4 protein-coding genes are annotated in these 17,731 nt (G+C 57.4%); all 4 read right to left on the bottom strand.

From position 1 onward, the window contains the following. Positions 1–12 precede the first annotated feature (12 nt). Genes CIG75_RS02805 through fabD form a run of 4 tightly spaced genes read right to left on the bottom strand, consistent with a single transcriptional unit; the run spans position 13 to position 17,705 of the window. The gene (locus CIG75_RS02805) at positions 13–6,852 is read right to left on the bottom strand and encodes a non-ribosomal peptide synthetase (RefSeq protein ID WP_094235273.1); all 6,840 of its coding nucleotides are present in this window, start codon (positions 6,850–6,852) and stop codon (positions 13–15) included. Then, positions 6,842–11,713: an SDR family NAD(P)-dependent oxidoreductase gene (locus tag CIG75_RS02800; RefSeq protein WP_094235272.1), complete on the bottom strand. Its 4,872-nt coding sequence runs from the start codon at positions 11,711–11,713 to the stop codon at positions 6,842–6,844. The genes CIG75_RS02805 and CIG75_RS02800 overlap by 11 nt, the downstream gene beginning before the upstream one ends. Next, complete coding sequence (locus tag CIG75_RS02795; RefSeq protein WP_094235271.1) at positions 11,710–16,434, bottom strand: beta-ketoacyl synthase N-terminal-like domain-containing protein; 4,725 nt, start codon at positions 16,432–16,434, stop codon at positions 11,710–11,712. Before CIG75_RS02795 ends, CIG75_RS02800 begins: the two co-directional genes overlap by 4 nt. Further along, the gene (gene fabD, locus CIG75_RS02790; protein WP_094235270.1) at positions 16,434–17,705 is read right to left on the bottom strand and encodes an ACP S-malonyltransferase; all 1,272 of its coding nucleotides are present in this window, start codon (positions 17,703–17,705) and stop codon (positions 16,434–16,436) included. The genes CIG75_RS02795 and fabD overlap by 1 nt, the downstream gene beginning before the upstream one ends. Positions 17,706–17,731: the final 26 nt, after the last annotated feature.

Here is a 17,731-nt window from a genome sequence, read left to right as displayed (position 1 = left end):
CTCCTTTCCTTCCTAGAAATCCAGATCCAAATCGTCCAAGATGCTCTCCAGCTCATCTTGCCGCAGCGGAGTCACCGAGAAATCGGAAGCTGTCTTTTCTCCGTCCTGACGTGCGCTCAGGAATTGAACGACTTCGTTCGCCGTTTTCGTTAAGATCCCCACCAAGTCGTCGATCTGCTCTGCACGATACAGCGGCTTGGGATATCTGATCTCCAAGGAGACGGCCGAACCGATCTGACTTCCCACAATATCTAGCGCCCAAGCGCTCTCCACATTTGGATCGACGGTCAGCTCGCCCGGCAGTGTCTCAACGGTGATGCCCGCTTCATTGCGGCCGCCTTGGACACCCAGGTAGTTAAAGTTGACGATCGGACGCAATTGATCAAAAAGGGCTCGATCTTCTGGTGCCAAATCGGGAGTCAGCGCTTTTAGAACGCCAAAGCCAAATCCGCGGCGCGGGACGCTGCGCATCGACTCTTTCACCGCTTTTACCATCTCGCCCACTTCCGCATCGGTGCGGAACAAGACCGGATAGTTGCTCGTGAACCAGCCGACCGTCCGACTCACATCGAGTCCGGTCGCAAACTCTTCACGCCCGTGACCTTCGAGGTTGAGCAGCAGTGCAGAAGAGTCGAACCATGTGCACAGACCTTGCGTTAAGACGGAGAGCACAAGGTGCACCGTTTCTGTATGATAAGCGCGGTTCGCATCGCCACAGAGAGCGCCACCCGTTTCGCCGTCGATCGTGCAAGTGACACTTGCCGTCTCAGCGTGGCGGAAAGTCTCTACGCGGTCTTGCAAAGTCTCAGCTTCTGCCGCAGCCGCCACTTCACGCCAATAGAGCAATTCATCTGTTGCGCCTCCGTTTTGTGCCCATTCATGCAAAGACTGGGTCCAGACGGGCAATGGCGTCGTTTTCAGCGGCAGTGGCTGGTCAGGAGTGGCTAACAGGGACACCAAATCCTCCAACAGGGAGTTCCAAGACACGACGTCCACCGCGATGTGATGAATGGCGAGCAGAAGTTTGCCTTCTTCAGCGTTCATCGCAGCCACGACCAGCGGACCATCCGCTAGACCGATCTGACGCTGAACTTCAACCAGCACGTCGCGCAGTTCGTTTTCCGCTAAGCCTGAAGGCAGGTCGGCCAGATGGAACAGCGTTCCTTCTTCTGGCTCACGTAAACGCATGCTACCATCTGTCGCAACGGCAATTCGCAACGCATCATGATGCTGGCAGAGCTTTGTCAATGCGGTCTGAAGCTTGGCTCGATCCAAGCTCGGCACACCTTGGATCAACATCGCTTGTGTGAAGTGATCCGCTCGGGTCTCTTGCTCCAAAAATGCAGATTGGATCACAGTCGGGGCGCAAGGGCCTGTGACCGCGCCTTGTTCCGCTTCCGTTTGGCGCTGAGCTTGCAGGTGTGGGGCCAGCGATTCGACGGTCGGATACTGAAACAGTTCGCCCATCTCGAGGCCGAGTCCAGCCGCTTGTACTTTCGCCACGACTTGGATCGCTTTGATCGAGTCGCCGCCGAGCGCAAAGAAGTTATCGTCGATACCTGGTGTCACGCCGAGCACTCCGGTCCAGATTTCGACCAGCAACGCTTCCTGCTCGTTGCGCGGCTCTCGACGTTCCGCATCGGGGCGCAGCTCAGGTGCTGGCAGTGCGGCTTTGTCGATTTTTCCGTTTTTATTGATTGGCAGGACATCTAAGGTGACGACGAAGGTTGGCACCATATACTCCGGCAGCAGCAGTGACAGCGCTTGACGCAACGCGTCCCCATCGAATGACTGCTCCTGTTCCGGGACGACCCATAAGGTCAAGGTGCGCGCCCCGGTCGCGCTTTCGTAAACGCCAGCACAGACTTCGCGCACCGATTGATGTTTGCGCGCCGCCGCTTCGATCTCCGGCAATTCGATGCGGAATCCTCTCAGCTTCACCTGCTGGTCGCGACGACCGTGATACCTGAGGTAGCCATCTTCACCCCAAGCGACCAAATCGCCCGTCCGATACAAGCGGTCGCCCGCTCGGAACGGATTTTCGACGAAACGTTCAGCTGTGAGCTGTTGCTGGTTCAGATAACCGACCGCGAGCCCGGCACCGCCGATGTAAAGTTCGCCTGGCACGCCGATCGGTTGCAGACGCATCTGATCATCGAGCACATACAGCGTGGTGTTGCCAATCGCTTTGCCGATCGGCAATGCCTCATCGTCACGCAGTTCTTGGATCGGATAATAGGTGGCAAACACCGTCGTCTCGGTCGGACCGTAGACATTGAACAAACGGTTCGGGCCTAGGCGTTCGAACGCTTTCTGCACATGGTGCAACGATGCCGCTTCCCCGCCAAACAGGATCACACGCACACCGTCCAGTGATGCGGGACTTGCATCCACCAACGCATTAAACAGCGCCGTCGTGATGAAAAATACCGAAACGCCATGTCGCGAAATGACCTGACCTAACCGCTTGGGATCGACCACTTCCTGCTTGTTGAGCAGGACCAGACTAGCACCGTTCAACAGCGCTCCGAACAGATCGAATGTCGCACCATCGAATGAATAGTTCGATAACTGCAACAAGACATCTTCTGGCGCGATGGTGAGGTACCCCGCATCGCGCACCACGCGAACCACGCCGTCTTGACGGATCAGCGTGCCTTTCGGAACACCGGTGGAACCAGACGTATACACGATGTACGCGAGGTCTGCTCCGTCCGATTCGATCCCCAGATTGTGATCGGATAACGTAGCGGGCAGTTGGTCGAGACTCAACACGGCAAGTTCCCCGACCTGTCCTTCCAAAACGGTTGCTTCCAGTGCACGATGTGTCACGAGCAGGGCGGCCTTGCTGTCTTTCATCATGTCCTGCAGACGGACGGCCGGATATCCCGTATCGAGCGGAACGTAGTGGCATCCCGCTTTCAGCACGCCGAGGATCGCTGCGATCATGTCAAACGAGCGCTCAAAGAGCAAAGCCACAGCCATGCCCGGTTGTGCTCCTTGTGCAACAATCGCTCTGGCGATCCGATTGCTGAGCGCGTTCAGTTCGGCGTAGCTCATCTTTTGCTCATCCATGAGCAACGCTACCGCTTGTCCCTGCCGCTCCACGATCTCTTCAAACAGCGGCACAATCCCGCGCGCGCCCGGGTAGGCGGTCGCCGTCTCATTCCACTCCTGCAAGAGCAGGTTGCGTTCGCTGTCTGCGATAAACTCCAATTCGCCGAGCGTATGCTTGGGGCTAGCGACGATCGCTTCAAGCAGTGTTTGGAATTGGTGCACCATGCGCTCGATCCGCTGACGGTTGAACAACGACTCCGCATATTCCCATTCGATCAGCAGTCCATCGGCAGTTTCCCGCGCGCTGACCGTCATGTCGAACTTGGAGCTTCCCGATTCGAAGCTGATGAACTGCTCATCATTTCCGGTCAATCCCATGTCGATATTTTGGAGTGCAAAATACACATCGAACAACGGATTGCGTCCCGGAATGCGTTCCGGCTTGATGTCTTCAAGGAGCGATTCATAAGGATAATCCTGATGCTCATAAGCGCCCAAAACGGTGGTTTTCAACTGGCCCAAAAATTCGAGGAACGTGTCCGCTTCCTGCGATGTCGTTCTGATCGGCAGGGTGTTGACAAACATGCCGACCAAGCTTTGGAATTCCATCCGCGTCCGTCCCGAAACGGGCGTGCCGATCACCACATCTCGCTCGTTGCCAAGACGCGCCAAAAGATGATGGAACGCGCCCAGCAAGACCATGAACAGAGTCGCTCCCGACGTTTTCGCCAGTGACTTGAGTTGCAGGGTCAATTCGCTCGGAATCGTATGGAAGACCCGGTCGCCTCGGTAATCGCGCACAGTCGGTCGATGTTGATCGGTCGGCAGATTCAACGTCGGAACGCCCTCTGCAAATTGATCGATCCACCATTGGCGCTGTTTCATAAAACGCGGTTCGGCTTGGCGACCGATCAGCCACTCCACCGCATCCTGATAGCTCATCGTAAGCGGCAGTAACTTCCTGCCCGCCTCTATGGTCATATAGTCGTGAAACAGAACGCCCATCGAAGTTCCGTCCGTCACGATATGATGCATATCGATGGCCAGATAGGACTCGCCATCGTCAAATTCGATAAATCTCGCTCGAATCAAAGGAGCCTTGCTCAAATCGAATGGCCGGACAAACTCTTTCAATTCGTCCTGCACCTGCTCCGTCCGCGCTTTCTGATCGTCCGCTTGGATCACGCGGCGCTCGACTGCGAAATCGACACGGTCATGCACGCGCTGCACGGGCGTTTCACCATCCAGATAAAACGAGGTGCGCAGACTGTCATGTCGCTCGATCAGTTGGTGCAAAATCGCCTCCACCGTAGCCAATTCTGCGCCACCGCTCATCCGCTTCGTTCCCGTCACGTTGTAGCTGAGCGAGGACGGCTGTAAGCTGGCCGTCAGGAAAATGTTGCTCTGTGCCGGGGACAGCGGGAACGGTTCTGCACGGTTCACCGCTGGTGAGGCCGTTTGATCGCGAACCTGCTGGATGGCCGACAAGTTTTTCTCGTCAACGCCAAATTCATCTTTCAGCCGCTGGACGAAGCCGGAGAAAACCGGAGTTCCCATCAGCACCGAAATCGGCAGTTCCACGCCAAACGTGACGTTAATCCCTTGGATGATCCGCAGTCCGGTCACCGAATCGCCGCCCAGCGCGTAATAATCATCGCCCGGCTGAATCTTCGGATACCCGAGCACTTCCGACCAAACCCAGGCCACAAACTGCTCGACTTGGCCTGTAGACGCCTCCCCTTCCGCTAAGCGGGAGGCAGCCGTTTGCGCTTCCGCCCACAGCTGCGCGGGGTCGAGCACCTGCTCCTGTTCGCTTTCAGCATCGCGGGAACGGGTTGCCACCTTTTCCTTCGGCGTTTCATCCCAATAGCGCTGGTTCTTAAACACGCGGGGCGGCAAGGAACAGCGCTTTACCGCCTGTCCTTCGTACAGCGCGTCGAAATGTACATAGGCGCCTTTGACATAGCTTGTGGATAACGCTTCCCATGTGTTCCGCTCGTTGCTCGCTTCAGGTGCGCTCAAAATGGTGAGGAGACGGTTCGCTTCCGCATCTGCTTCTTGATGGGCAACCGCTCCATCAGGCGATAAAAAGAGCGAGAACTTGTCCCCTTGCTTGACGATGCCCGACTCGTTGCTTGCGTCTTGACCGCGGCAAGCCAGCGTCTCGAACAAAGACTCCAACCCAGCGCGCAGTCCCTCCGCATCCTGACAGAGCAAGGCGGCACGAACGGGCTCATGCTCCCGTCCCGTGCTGGCCGTAAAGCATATGTCTTCCAAACGCAGTCCGGCATGCTTGCGCACATGTTGCAGGTAGCGCAGCACCGTCTCGCGCAACAGTTCCTCGGAGCGTGCGGACAAAGGCAGGAGCTGCCATCCCGCACTTCCTGCGCTTCTCGTATCGGCAGGTGCTTCCTCGACAACAACGTGCGCATTCGTTCCCGACAGACTGAACGAGCTGATCCCAGCTCGGCGCGGCGTTTCCCCTGCCTTCCAGTCGGACAGCGCATCTTGGATGTAGACCGGGCTGTTGCAAAAGTCGATCAAGGGATTGGGCTGACTAAAATTGAGGCTGGGCGGCAGTGCTTGCTCCCGAAGTGACAACAGCACTTTGATCAGCGACGCCATGCCTGCTGCGCCGACCGTGTGCCCGATGTTCGTTTTGATCGAGCCGATCGCACAGAATTGGCGCTTTTTGGTGTGTTTCGAAAACGCTCCGGCCAGACCTTTGATTTCGATCGGGTCTCCCAGTTTCGTCCCCGTGCCATGCGTTTCAATATAGGAGATCGTCTCCGGCGGAATCGCGGCCCGCTCCCACGCTTTGGACAGCACATCCTGCTGTGCTCTGGCGTTTGGCGCGGTCATCCCGTTCGAAGCGCCGTCATTGTTCAGCGCCACCCCGCGAATCACACCGTAGATGTGATCGCGGTCGGCCAGCGCTTTTGAAAGCGGCTTGATATAGACGGCCGCCACGCCTTCGCCCCAAGTGGTGCCTTCGGCGCGGTAGTCAAACGCCCGCACGATGAACTGATCGGACTGAATATCGTCCACTCCAAAATTCCCCGGCGTGAGCAACAGGTTGGCCCCGCCGACCAGCGCCGATTCACAGTCCCCTTGTTGAATCGCTTTGATCGCCGAATCCAAAGCGACCAGCGAGGAAGAACAGGCGGTGTCCACGACCAGCGCAGGCCCACGAAGATTTAACAGATAGGAGAGACGGCTGGCCAGCACGCCTGTCCAAGACCCGGTCAGCACGGTGAAATCTGCTTCCGACAAGAAAGACAGGTAGGAATTGACAAGACGGTGCGTATGGTCGTTCCCGATGAACACGCCGATGTCGCGACCCTTTAGCTGTCCGCGATGATAGCCCGCATCTTCGATCGTTTCGATGAGGACTTGGAGCAGCAATCGATGGTACGGGTCCATTTTGACGGCGACACGGGGCGGAATGTTAAAGTATTCGGGGTCGAACTGATCGACCGACTCCAGAAAGCCCGCACGCATAAACTGGGAAGGATCTTCGCCGATGCGACGGCAATCCTCCGATCGGGAAGCAGGAAACTTCCCGATCGAATTGCGGCCGGCGGCGAGGTTTTCCCAGAACTGGTCGGGATTGTCCGCATCGGGAAAGCGGCAGGACAACCCCACCACCGCCATATACTCCGACTCGCGGCCAGACATAGATTGCAGTTCTTTGATATACTCAACCGCCACATCGAGTGCCAAATCTTTTTGTTTCACTTTGGCAAGAAGATAACGTGTTAGCTCTTTCTTGAGGTCAACCTTCTCATTTGCCATCTTCTTTCCTCCCGTTTAGATGAGCTTTGAACTCATCCAAATACTCCGTCCCCTCCAATTCCTGTTCAATCAAGCTCATCAGATCATCCTCGTCCGGCTGATCCGCAGTCGAAGCGGATTCGGTGGAAGTAGATTTGCCCGTTCTTTCGTCGATAAAATCGGCCATCTCTTTCACCGATGGGTAGGAGAAGAGGTCGGAAATATCGACCATCCCCGGGAAGTGTTTGTCGATCAGTTTCAACAGCTGAGTGGTCATCAGCGAGTTGCCGCCCATGTCTTGGAAGCTCGCATAAATGTCGATTTCGTTCAAACCGAGCAGATTGCCGAACGCGTTCCCGAGCAGCACTTGCGTCTCCGTCGGATTCATCGCACCGCGAATCGTGATTTCTCGAATTTCCATCTGCTGCGCATCCGCTCCAGCGGCGACTTCTTGCGGAGCACCGCTCAGCAATTTCCGCAGTTCGGGAGCCAATTGGAACGGCAAGCTTTCGGCAAGTTGCGCGCCCAGTGCGGCGTTTAGCGCAGACGGCAGTACGCGGCGTTGCGGGTTGACGATCGAGTTTTCCAGCCATTTCATACCGGCTTCCACCGAGATCGGGGTGAACGGGCTTTCGTCGAGGAACGCCAGCGCCGCCACAACCGAATCGACGTCTGTGTCGACCGAATGGAACACGGTGTTCTCCCGCTGTTGGTTCAACCCGGCCGACATGCCGAGGTTGTCCCACTCCGGCCAGTTCATCGCCGACACTTGCAAGCCAGCCGATCTGCCGAGGTCGGCCAGAGAGTCGAGGAACGCGTTGGCCGCGCTGTAGTCCCCTTGCCCTTCGCCGCCTGTGACCCCGAGGATCGACGAGAACAGCACCATGAAGCTTTTGCCGTTGTTCGGCAGGATGCGCATCAGGTTCATCGAACCTTCGAGCTTCGGATTTAACACATCATGGTATTGGCGTTCTTCTTTCAGCATGATAAATCCGTCGCCAGCCACGCCTGCAGCATGGAAGATCCCGGCAATCGTGCCGAAGCGGTTTTCGATCTCCTGATGTACCTTTTGGACAGCAACAGCATCGGTCACATCGACCGCTCTGTATTCCAGCGCGCCGAGTCGCGACTGCAAGCGCTGGAGACGGTCGTAGCGTTCGCTCGTTTTCAGGTCTTCGGAGGTGGCTAAAGCGGCCCAGTCCTCAGCAGCTGCGATCTGACTGCGTCCGAGCAGCAACACGTTCGCCTTGCCTTTGTCGGCCAAGAATTCGGCGATCGCCAGACCCAGTCCACCTAAACCGCCGGAAATCACATAGACCCCGTCCGTTTCCAGTTCCAACTCAGAGGTAAGTGCCACACGGTGCGGGCGCATTTCCTCGACGTACACGCCTGTCGTGCGCAGAGCACGCAGCCCGGCGCCTTGGAAGCTTTCGCGGATGACATCAAGTGCGGACACCGCGCCAGAAACATCGAGAATGTCCACGTTCAGATGGCGATATTCCTGACCGATAACCCGGGCCAACGCCGCGGTGGAGGCAGACAACGGCGCAGTTGCAGACTCGCTGCCATCGGCAACATACGCATCACGCACCAACACTTTCAACGTGTTCATCTCTTTCGTCTTGCGCTTGAGCAAACGTCTGCAGAAATGGAACAGCGCATCCACACCGACTTGGCGACGCGCGCGGAACACGTCATCGGAGGTCAACAGCAGATCGCGTTCTTCGTCCTCCATCGTGTACTCGCAGGCGAACAGAATGCGTTTGATCCCGCTCGCTTCGGCGTTGGCCAAAATCGCATCCAAGCCTGCTTCATCGGGCGTGAACGTGCCGCCTGTCTCGTCGGCGAGCGGCGAGAGATAGTAGGTGGTCGCCTCGATGCCCGAAGCGGAAAGCGCCTGTTCCAAGGCGATTGCTCGCTTGCCAGGGGTGGCCAGCAACGCCCACGGACCGTCATAGTCGGTCGCAGTATTGGTGATTTCTCCACGCGGCACCCAAGCCAGTTGCAAGCAGGCGCCCGATTCGTCCGCACTGCCAAGCGTTGAGAAGTCATGCATCCGTTTCGTCGTGTAGTTGCTGATTTGCGCCAACACATTCCCTGCACCGTCCAGCAGATCGACATCGTAGGTCATCGTTTCGCTGTTGGTCTTCTCCGTATGCAGGCGGATGTGCGTATACAGTTCAGTCGTCATCGGCGAGAAGAAGCGCAGTTTTTTGTACATGAACGGCAGGAACGTACCTGTGCTCTGGCTGGTCAGGTTGACCGCATTGTCGAGCACGGAAGGATGCAGATGCATGACATCGAGCTCATGTTGCAAGTTGTCGTGCAATTGCAGACGGGCCAGCGTTTCGGTGCCGATCTGCCAGACGGCACGCGTGGTATCCCAATGCGGGCCAAACGTAAAGACTTCGTTGCTGTTCTTTTCCAAATAGGGATCTAACACCTGATCGGCTTTGCTTTTCAGCGCGGCGAGGTCGGTCACAGCCAGCTCCTGCTGTTGGGCGATCCCCGCTACCCGACCTTCGACATGCGGAATCCAGTCGTTCGAGCCGTGGAGACTTTTCACAGCAAAGGCAAATCCGGTCGTGTTTTTCGTCAGCGTCAAGCGCACCAGCGCCTCCGCTCCGTCTTCCACCACCAAAGGAGCGAGGAAGAACACATCGGTAAACTCCACGCTTTCCGTCCCGAGCGCTTTGGCTGCCGCAAACCGCACCATCTCCAAGTAGCTGGTGCCCGGCAGAACCGCTTTGTTGCCGATACGATGGTCCTTGAGGACCCATTTTTCATTTACGCGGAATGTCGTTTCGTAGCAGATTTCCCCATCCGCACTGGAGACTTGCTGTTCCACCAGCGGATGCAAGGCCACCTGTTGTTGCGGGCGCACTTTGCTAATTTTCGGATTGGCCCAGTATCTGGTTCTTTGCAGCGGGTAGACGGGCGCCGGAATTCTGCGTCGCGCTTCGCCCTGATAGAAGGACTCCCACTTCAAATCGGCCCCTTGGACGTACAGCTTGCAGATCTCGTCCAGAGCGGACAAATCGTTAGAACCTTGTTGCAGATAGGCGGTCAGTTTTTCATTGACCGACTTACTCAGGTTCACACGCTCATGCTTGCTGATCTCGCCTGCTTCGCGATGCTCTTTCTTCTCGCTGACGATTCGATAATAGCCGCTGTACACGCCTTCGATCGCGGTGGTCGCACTGTCCGTAGCGAGCAATTGCGCCAAGCGGTGGCGCAATTCTGCTTTCGTCTCCGCCACGATGAGGGTGCGATATTCATAATGGCCGCGGCCGATGTTGCTCGTATAGCTGAGGTCTGCTACGTTCCACTCATCGCCTTCGACAAATTGAGCATAGCGTTGTAGGTAGTCCTGCATGACCTCTTCATTTTTGGCGCTGATGGTCAGGCAATAGCGAGGCTGTTTTGCTTCCGCCACCTGAGCTTGCGGCGGCTCTTCGATCACCATGTGACAGTTGGTGCGGCTAAAGCCGAAGGAGCTGAGCGCAGCACGGCGCGGCGTGCCATCGGTGACCCACGGTTGCAGGACATCGTTGACGTAGAGCGGGCTTTCCGGGAAATTGATGTACGGATTTGGCGTCGCGAAATTGATCGTCGGCGCCATCTGTTTGTGTTCGATCGATTTGATGACTTTGATCAGCGAAGCGACACCGGACGCCCCGACCATATGTCCTGTGTTTGTTTTCAAGGAACCGACCGCACAGAACTGTTTGCGTGCCGTATAGCGGCGGAATGCACTGCTCAACCCTTTGACTTCAATCGGGTCGCCGAGCACCGTCCCCGTGCCGTGCGCTTCAATATAAGAGATCGATTCCGGAGGAATGCCCGCCTTCTTCCAAGCATCGATGATGACAGCCTCCTGCGTTTCCGCCTTCGGAGCCGTGATGCTGCTGGAGGCGCCGTCATTGTTGATCGCGCTCCCTTTGATGATCGCCCGAATGTGGTCGCCATCGGCGATCGCCTGTTGCAGCGGCTTGAGCACGACCAGCCCGACACCTTCTCCCCAGACGGTGCCGTTCGCTTTCGCATCGAACGTGCGGATTTTGCTATCGCCCGACTCCACATCGCCCATGCTCGCGCCGCCTTCGAGATAACGGGCTTTCATCTCCCCGTTGACCGACAAGTTCACACCGCCTGCGATCGCGATTTCACAATCGCCTGCCACCAGCGCCTGCGCCGCCAGATGCACGCTGATCAAGCCTGCGGAGCAGGCGGTGTCGATCATCATGCACGGCGCTTTAAAATCGAAGAGATGCGAGATACGGCTGGCGATCAGGCTTTCCCACGACCCGGTCAACTGCATCGGATGCTTCTCCGAGCTCTGGCGATAGTACGGGTAGTTCGTATTGTCCTTCCCGATGTAGACGGCCGTCCGGCTGCCTACCAACGCGTCGCCGCCGTAGCCCGCGTCCTCCATCGCCTCCCAAGCTACCTCTAACGCCATGCGGTGCTGGGGGTCCATATAGTGCGCTTCTGTCGGCGGAATGCCGAAGAACGCCGCATCAAATTTATCAATCTCGTCCAGATAGCCTGCCTTCGCGTGAATGTGCGGGAGATCTTCCGGCTTGATCGCATTGCCCAGAATAAATTCTGCAAAATAGGGGTTGGACAGCACGTGCGCACTGTCTTTCACCCGGTCGGCAGGAAATTCCCGAATGCAGTTCTCCCCATCACGCAACAGTTGCCAAAATTCTTCTGCGTCCTTCGCTCTGGGGAAGCGGCCTGCCATCCCGATGATCGCGATGTCCTTATTGCCCGCCGCTTCTGCTTCGGCCAGATCCAAAAGGAGACTCTTCGCCTCTTCTTTTGACAATTGCTGATTGGCGACCTGAGTCAAAATGTACTTTTTCAGTTGTGCTGTCACTTACCCCGACCCCTTTCCAAAGATAGTCTGTCGGCAGATTCTTCCACCGTCAATTCGCCCCGCAATACCAGCTCGAGCAGTTCGTCCAAGTCGTCCGCCGATACGTCACCGCTGGTTTCTGCCACTGCAACCTCTTCCACAGCTTCCACTGGGACAGTCTGCGCTCGCACGTAGGCCGCCTGCTCGCGGATGGTCGTGTGGTTAAAGAGATCGGCGATGTGCATGACGCCCGGATAGAGCAGTTCGTACTCTCTGAACAGTTGCGAAGCTAACAGCGAGTTGCCGCCGAGACTGTCAAATCCCTCATCCGCATCCAATTCATTCATCGCGAGCGTTCTCGCCCACAGATCAGCCACCGCGAGATCGATCTCATCCGGTTCGGCCACGCCGAGCAGCGTGACCTTTTTCGATTGATTGGCAACAGACCCTTTGCGCGATTCGGGCTGTCTGGCCCGCTCGTTTACCGTGTCTTGCTTGCGAAGTTTCTGACCTGGCATCAGCACAGCAGGCAGTGGTTCCCCGTTCCACAGCGCACGCTCCAAAAGCCCGAGCGCCTCGTGGCTGTCAAGCGGGGCAAAGGTCTGACTTTGGTCAACCGCGCCCATCCGCGCTGCAATTCCCGTCTCGCGCCAAGCTGGCCACTGTAAACTGAGCCCTGGCAAGCCGATCCCCTGTCGGTAGGTGGCGAGCGCGTCCAGAAACAGGTTGGCCGCCGTATAATCTCCTTGGCCGGGATACAGCTCCAAGGACGAAATGCTGGAAAAGACGATAAAGAAGTCGAGTTGGTCTTGCAAAGTGGCCAGATGCAGATTGACTGCGCCGTCCGCCTTCGGTGCGTAGACATTGAAGAACGTCTCTTCTTGCTTTTGCAACAGGAAACCGTCTCCCGCCCGACCTGCAAGGTGGAAAATTCCGCGAATCGGCCCGTGTGCGGCACGAAGCTCACGCAGCGTTGCCGCAACTTGGGCACCGTCCTCAATCTGCACCGCCCGAACGTCGAGCACGTCCAATCGTTGCTCCAGCTTGAGCCAGCTTTCATAACGGAGACTTGTTTGTCGGTCGTCCGAAGAGGCGGCCAGTTGCTCCCACATCTCACGCGGCGGAACCTGCTGTTGGCCGAACAACACCACGCGACGTGCACCGTGACGAGTCAGGAGCTCCGCAACTTCCGTGCCCAGTCCGCCCGTTCCTCCGCTGATCACATAGACCCCATCACCTGGGACAGCGTCATCTGGTGCTTTCGCGGGGAGCGGGCTCTCGATCAGGACAGGCTCATAGGCCAGATCGTTTCGGTAGGCGACAAAAGCGGGTCGTGCCCGATCGGCCATTTCTCCGAGCAAGCACTCGATCGAGTTGCTGCCATCGTGATCGATGCATCGCATCCCGTCCGATTGAAACTCCAAACTGCCGACACGCCACAGCCCGCCGAGCGCAGTTTGTCCTGGATGGATGTGCTGGTCATGCTCTGCTACCGACCAGCCCCGATACGTGAGGACGACAAGACCTGCCTTGGTCCGCTGTTTCGCAAGCGACCACGCTTTCACAAACCGGAAGCCTTGCAAAATCGCCTCATTCGTTTCCACCTGCCAAGCTTCCGCATCCTGCCCGATGCTTGCGGTCGGCTCCCACATAAAGATGGCAAGCGCCAAGTCCTCTGAGGCCACTGCGTTCAGCGCATCGCTCCAGTTCGCCACACCTGCGTTCAGCTCGATCACCTTGCGCCCTTGGTTGCGCAGTGCATCGGCCAAGGCGTCAGATGTGCTCGATTTTTTCCCTGCGATGGCTACCGCGCCGGGAGGAAGCTCGCGTTGCGTCGGCAACTCATACGGACGGAAGCTTTGCGCATAGCCGTACTGTCCGGCGATGTCGGCGCGTTGTAGGGCCTGAGAAGCCGATTTGATGCAATAGTTTTTGACTTCCACAACGAGCGAGCCTTGCGCGTCATAGAGCGCAATATCGAAGCTGTGAATCTTCGAACCTTGCGTGCCACCCGTCTTCTTCATGTGCGCGAACAGATGGGTCGGCAACTGTCTGTGAATCAACAGCTCGCCATAGGACAGCGGCAGGTACAGCTCTTTTTCATCCATGAGATGGTTGACCGAATTGACGCTGAGATCCATCAGCGCTGGATGCAGATGATACACATCCCCTTCGGTGCGGTACTCTTTCGGCAGATGGAGTTCGACCAGGTATTGCGCCGCCTGTTCGTCCCGCCAACCGCCGACACAGGAGCCAGACCAGCGTTCACCGACGATCAAGCCGCGATCCATATTTTCCGCTGCGTTCGTGTCGATCGGGTGGTGCAGTTCCACGTTCAGCGCTTGCAGATCGATCTGATCGGGTCCGCTTGGCGAATTGCCTGCCTCTTGGAACACGCCTTCCGCATGCACCGCCCACTGCCCGTCTGCTGACAGGCTGGCAAAGCGCAACCGCGTCTGACCGTCTTCGTCCTCCGCCAACAAATGCAGTTCTTTTGTCATGCCATCCCGCACGGTAAAAGGTTGCAGGAAGGTGATATCGCGAAAACGCAAACCTTCTGCGCCGTGGAACTGGTTTGCCCATTCCACCATCATCTCGACCAGCGCGGTGCCCGGCAATAACCCGACGCCTTGCACGCGATGTTCTGCCAACTCCCAGAACGACTCACAGCTGAAAGTCTGACAGTAGACGGTATGTCCGAGCGTCTTCGCGCGCGGTGCGCCAAGCAGTGGATGTGCGTGCCCTTCGTCTTCCTGTGCCACCTGATCGGCTTCGACCCAGCAACGCCGATGTTGGAACGGATAGGTCGGAAGCGGAATGCGCCGCGCGTTCAACCCTTTGGTCAAACGATCCCATGGCAGGTCTGCGCCTGCCGTGTAGAGCTCGCCCCAGCGATCCAAAATGTCTACGGTCATCTGACCGCCCGCTTGGCTGACCAATTCGAACGCTTCAGTGCCCAATTGTTCCCGTTCGTTTTCGGTCAAATCGGACGGGCGGCGACGTTTCGCTTCGCTTTCGATGATGCGATGCGCTCCGTACCAGATGGCCGCCTCCTCTGCCGCCCCTGTCCCGAGTGCGGCAACAAGCCCCAATGCGTGGCACAACTGCTCGCGCGTCTCGAAGCGAATCGCGGCGCGGATGTGATGATGCAGGCGACCGCGCGCCGCTGTGAAGACCGCATCGGCCAAATTCACGTTCGGATCACGCAACCGCTTCTGATAGTCGGCTGCCAAGCTCCGCAACGCCTCATGCGTTTTGGCGCTCAACGGGAGCAAGAGCGGTGCACTCAGCGCGCCGGACACACGGTTCGGCTCAACGGGAGCCGATTCGACAACCAGATGACAGTTCGTGCCGCTCAGACCGAAGCTGTTGATCCCCGCGCGCAATACTTCGGACGGATCGTGCGACCACGCAGTCGTCCTGTCGTTCACATAGACCGGAGAGTCAACAAATTGGATGTTGCGGTTGGGCACCTGAAAGTTGAGGCTGGCGGGCAACACTCTGTTTTTCATCGCCAGCACCAACTTCGCCATGCCCCCGAGTCCGGCCGCGTTGTCCATGTGTCCGATGTTGCTTTTTAAGGAACCGACCGCACAAAATTGCTTTTTATCTGTAAACTGCCGCAATGCCTGACGAATGCCGCTGATTTCGATCGGATCACCCAGTCGGGTCGCCGTGCCGTGCGCTTCGATATAGCTCAACTGCTCGGCTGAGATCCCAGCATCGTCGAGTGCGCGGGCGATCAGATCCTTTTGCGCCTCCGAGTTCGGTGCGGTGATGCCATTGGAAGCGCCATCCTGATTGGCAGCCCCGCCCAAAATGACAGCCCGAATCGTATCGCCATCGCGCTTGGCCGCCGACAGCGACTTCAGCACGAAGGCAAAAGAGCCTTCTGCGGTGATCGTCCCATCACTTTTGTCGTCAAACGTCCGCGTGTGGCCGTCTTCCGAGTGAATGTCCTGAATGTCGCGTATGCCAAATCCGCTTTTGCCATCATTGAGCAAGGGCAGCACTTGCGTTTTCACCGCGCCTACGACCGCCATCGAGCAGTCGCCGTTGCGAATGGCGCGGCAAGCGAGATACATCGCCATCAAGCCGGAGGAACAGGCCGTATCGACCAACAGCGCAGGTCCGCGCAAATCCAAATGGTACGCGAGACGGCTGGCGATGATCGATTTCACATTGCCCGCCACCGAGATTTCAGGTGCATTCGGCGCCAAGACGTTGAGCAACTGGCGGTAATCTTCACCGAAATCGTAGGAATAGCCGACAAAGGTCCCCGTGTCCGAACCTCTGATCTCCGCTCCGGCATAGCCGGAGTCTTCCAGCGCTTTCCATGCCGTCTCCAACAGAATCCGTTGGTTGGGGTCCATGAAGTTCGCCTCTTGTTGCGAGAGGCCGAAGAAGTTCGCATCAAAGCCAGCAATATCTTGCAGATAGGTCGAGCGCAGGTACAAGTCCTCCTGAATCGGCAGTTTGATACCTTTTGCCTGCAAGAACGCATCGAGATCGATGCGCCGCTCGGCTGGGAGGTCGCGCACTCCTTCCCGCTCTCCGGTCAAAAGTCCCCAGAATTCTTCGAGGCTTTCGGCAGGACCGACCCGGCCATCCATGCCGATAATGGCGACGGCGTGCTCGTCCGTGTCGGGCGGCTCAGCAGCAGGTGCCTGTTCCTCGTCCTGCTCCTCATCCTCCCAATCGTCAAGGATCAGGTCGTCAAGTTTAAGCGTAGGACGATCCATTATCGTCCCCCCTCCACCACTTCCAGATGCTCAGGGAACAGTTCCTCGGTGCCACTTTGCTTGACGATGCGCTGTAAGCGATACGCTTGATCTTGCAGCGGTGTACCTTTCGTCTGAAAAATGGTTTTCAGCAAAGCGAAAGCCCGCACCATCTCGGCCGTTTCCGGGAGGCGCTTTTCCTGTTCGATCTTTTCATGGAGCGCTTGAATCTCTTTATAGGGTTGAACCACTCCTGTTTGGTATGCCGCCTCATCCCAGTTGAGATTGCGCGTGCTCACCGCAGCGCCAAGGCACAGACCGACTGCGTTCGGCGCTTGCAGAATGCTCTCGCGAATCTTCGCTTCCTGAGCCACCCAGTCCGCACGATCCGCTTCCTGATCGTACGTAAAGGCGCTCGCTTCCGGCACCGTTTGCAAAACCAGCTTTTTCAAGACGGTGCCAGGGCCCATTTCGAGCCAGTTGCGCACGCCTTGCGCCGACAGTTGATCGAGTACGGAGGTCCAGCGCACAGGCGCGGTCAGTTGGCTGACCAGTGCTGCTTTCACATCATCTTGCGCCGTGTACAGGCGGCCTTCCTGTCCATTCATCACCGGGATCGCCATCGTACCGAGCGTGACCGACTGCAACACATTGGCCAGCGCTTCGGATGCGTCCGCCATATAGCGGCTATGGAACGGCCCGCTCACGTTCAGTGCGACCACTCTTGCGCCCAATGCTTCCAACTGCTCACCTGCAAGGGCGAGACCCGCTTTGCTTCCCGACAAGATCGTTTGCGTCGGGGAGTTGTAGTTGGCGACCTGCACATCGTGGCCGGCACCATCCAGCGCCGCAACCACCGTTTCGACCAGCTCGCCCTTAATCCGCGTCACCGCCGACATGCTCGCCGTCCCGCCAGCATTGCAGGAAGACATCGCTTCACCGCGGGCGCGCGCGATCCGCACGCCGTCTGCAAACTGAAACACACCTGCTGCCGTCAAAGCTGACAGTTCACCGATGCTGTGTCCCGCCAGATAATCGAGCTTGATGCCCGTCTCTTTTTGGAACACTTCAAACATGGCGACGCTCGATGTCAACAAAGCCACCTGCGTGTTTTCTGTCTGATTGAGCTGTAGGGCCGGCCCTCCTAAGCAGAGAGCGGCCAGATCAAAGCCCAGAATCTCCGAAGCTTCCGCAAAACGCTGGCGAACCGATTCGTGATTTTCAATCCAAAATTTCCCCATGCCGACAAATTGAGACGCTTGTCCCGGAAACATCGCGACGATTTTATTCATAAGGTTGCCCCTCCCGTATTCAGTAG

Source organism: Tumebacillus algifaecis (genome assembly GCF_002243515.1).
Taxonomy (GTDB): Bacteria; Bacillota; Bacilli; order Tumebacillales; family Tumebacillaceae; genus Tumebacillus_A; species Tumebacillus_A algifaecis.
This window is presented reverse-complemented; position numbering and strand designations above follow the sequence as displayed.

Excerpts from the sequence above, each read along its gene's own strand:
- CIG75_RS02795 (WP_094235271.1), bottom strand. The coding sequence starts at position 16,434 with ATGGATCGTCCTACGCTTAAACTTGACGACCTGATCCTTGACGATTGG.
- CIG75_RS02805 (WP_094235273.1), bottom strand. The coding sequence starts at position 6,852 with ATGGCAAATGAGAAGGTTGACCTCAAGAAAGAGCTAACACGTTATCTT.
- fabD (WP_094235270.1), bottom strand. The coding sequence starts at position 17,705 with ATGAATAAAATCGTCGCGATGTTTCCGGGACAAGCGTCTCAATTTGTC.